1 protein-coding gene is annotated in these 2405 nt (G+C 74.9%); it reads right to left on the bottom strand.

Annotation, left to right across the window (positions count from 1 at the left end):
• Positions 1–2330: arabinosyltransferase domain-containing protein (locus tag AC0CYZ_RS05180; RefSeq protein ID WP_472212999.1), on the bottom strand; the 2330-nt coding region annotated here is incomplete at its 3' end.
• Positions 2331–2405: the final 75 nt, after the last annotated feature.

Below are 2405 nucleotides of genomic sequence, written 5' to 3'. Positions count from 1 at the left end.
GCTCCCGAGGGCGCCGGGCCGGGCGGGGGCACCGGTGCGGGGTCGGCCGCGCCGTTGCCCGCCGCGGTGAGCGCGAAGTCCCCGGTGCGGGTCTCCGCGGTCAGCGGGGCGCCGAGGTCGCGGGGCGCGGTGGCCATGACGGTCACCGAGTTCTCCAGCTGGCACGGCTTGCCGGTCAGGGCCTGCAGCTGCGCGCTGGCCAACGTCCAGCCGGGCGCCTGCACGATCGGTGCGTAGGCCATCACCGCGATCATGAGCACGGCGAGCGCGACGACCGAGGGCACGAGCACGGCGCGGTCGGGGGTCACCCCGAACGTGCTGCGGTGCCGGCGTCGCCGCCACCACACGAACAGCCCGGCCAGGACGGCGAGGCCGACCCACCACCAGAACTGGCGCAGGTAGAGCGAGCCGATGTGCGGGGCGAGCTGTTCCAGGTCGAGCATCGACAGGTCCGGGTCGAGGTGCTTGCCGAACGGCTGGCCCCGGTCGGAGTACGGGTGCCAGGTGTTCGGCCCGGCGAACCCGAGCACCGTCGCGCCGGTCAGCAGGCCGACGCTCGCCGCGGTGACGAGCGCGCCCGGCCGGCGCGGCAGCGGCGTCTGCAGCATCGCGAGCGTCAGCAGCACCGTCCCGGGCGCGGCGATCGCGCCGAAGTGGTTCACCCACTTCGTCGGGCCGAGGGCGAGCAGGCCGAGTGCGACCGCCGTCGTCACCGCCGTCGACAACGTGTACGCGCGGATCGGGCCGCCGATGGGCCCGCGCCGCCCCGACCCGATGGACACGACGACCAGCAGCACCACCGTCAGCAGCACCGGCACGCGCCGGCCCCACGTCCCGGTCTCGATCAGCGTCCGGTAGTGCGCCCACTCCTCGTACCAGGGGAACGTCACGTAGTACCAGGAGTGGACGTCGGTGGCCTCGAGGACGTCGCCGAGGGTGGCGTCGCCGAACGCGATCGGGATCGCGATCGTCCCGGCCGCGATCACCGCGCCGACGACGCCGAGCCGCGTCCGCCAGCTCGCCGTCGTCAACCAGCGGTAGAGCCACGGCAGGAGGACGACGACGGGGGCGGCCGCGACCAGGCCGCCCGGCGAGACCGTGACGGCGAGCGCCGCGGCAGCCGTCGCCGGGATCAAGGGGCCGACCGCCTCGCGCCGCCGCGCGACCTCGCAGAGCAGCATCACCGCGGCGAACAGCGGGACGATGAACACCTCGGGCCGCAGCGCCATCCCGTAGGGCAGGAACCACGCGAGGTGCGCGCCGAGCAGCGTCCACGGCACCCACGCGCGGCGGGAGATGCGCCCGAGGGCCGTCGCGAGCAGCGCGCGCAGCAGGAACCAGGTGAGCAGGCCGAGCAGCAGCGGCAGGACCCGCATCCACAGCAGGCCCCACCCGGGCATGCCGAGCAGGTTCCCGAGGTGCCCCCAGACCGCCATGAGGTACTGGCTGCCGACGAAGGGGTTCTCCGTCGTGTCGAACATGTAGATCTGGTTGCCGATGAAGCCCGTCGGCGTCGCGTTGCGGGCCATGAGCAGGTACCACGAGTCGTCGTTCTGCAACGGCGAGAGGACGACCCACGCAGCGCTGACGACGACGACGGCCGCGTCGGCGAGGGTCGGCCGGGGCCGCGCGCCGGGTTGCGGGGTGCCGCGCCAGCGACGCCAGGCGAGCACGAGCGTCGCCGCGAGCGCGATCGCGTGCAGGATCAGCAGCGTCAGCTTCAACGCGCTCGGCACGGAGGAGTAGCGGTCGTCGGGGTGGATCGTGGCGGTGAGGCCGGGGGTCCCCGGCGCCTCGGTCGCGAGCTCGGCGACCTGCGGGGCCAGCGCGGGGATCGAGACGAGCACCTGGCCGTCGCGCGAGAGCGTCGTCGTCGAGCCGTCTGCGACGACGCGGTAGGTGCACGCCGTGAGCGGGAGGACCTCGTCGACGAGGGTGGCGCCGTCACTGGTCACGGTGACCCGCCCGCCGGAGCTCGACACCGTGAGGCCGCGTCCGGGCGTGCCCGCGGAGATCGGCTCGGTGCGCAGGGCGTCCCCGCCGCCGCGCAGGGCCGCGCACGGCACGTCCGCGCTGATCGACATCGGCCGGTAGGGCGACAGGGGGATGCTGGTCGACGTGGCGGGCTGGCCGGCCTTCGGCCAGGTGACGACGGGGTCGTCCGCGTTGACCGGGGCGAACGGGATCGCGACGCCGAGCACCACGGTCAGCGCCGCGAGCGCGGCGAGGAACCAGCCCGAGCGGACGCTCCACCGGCCGGGCCGGGCCGGTCCGTCCGGTTCGGAGGGACCCTCCGCGACGCGCGCGGGGGTGTCCTCGACGACGGCCATGGTCAGGAACGGTAGCGACGCGGCGGTCTCGCTCCCGTGGGGGGCGTGGCCCGGTGGGGGCGGCGCGTCGCTACC

The sequence above is a fragment of the Actinomycetospora sp. genome (genome assembly GCF_055612215.1).
Note: the sequence above shows the minus strand (reverse complement) of the source record. Positions and strands in the feature narration are given on the sequence as shown.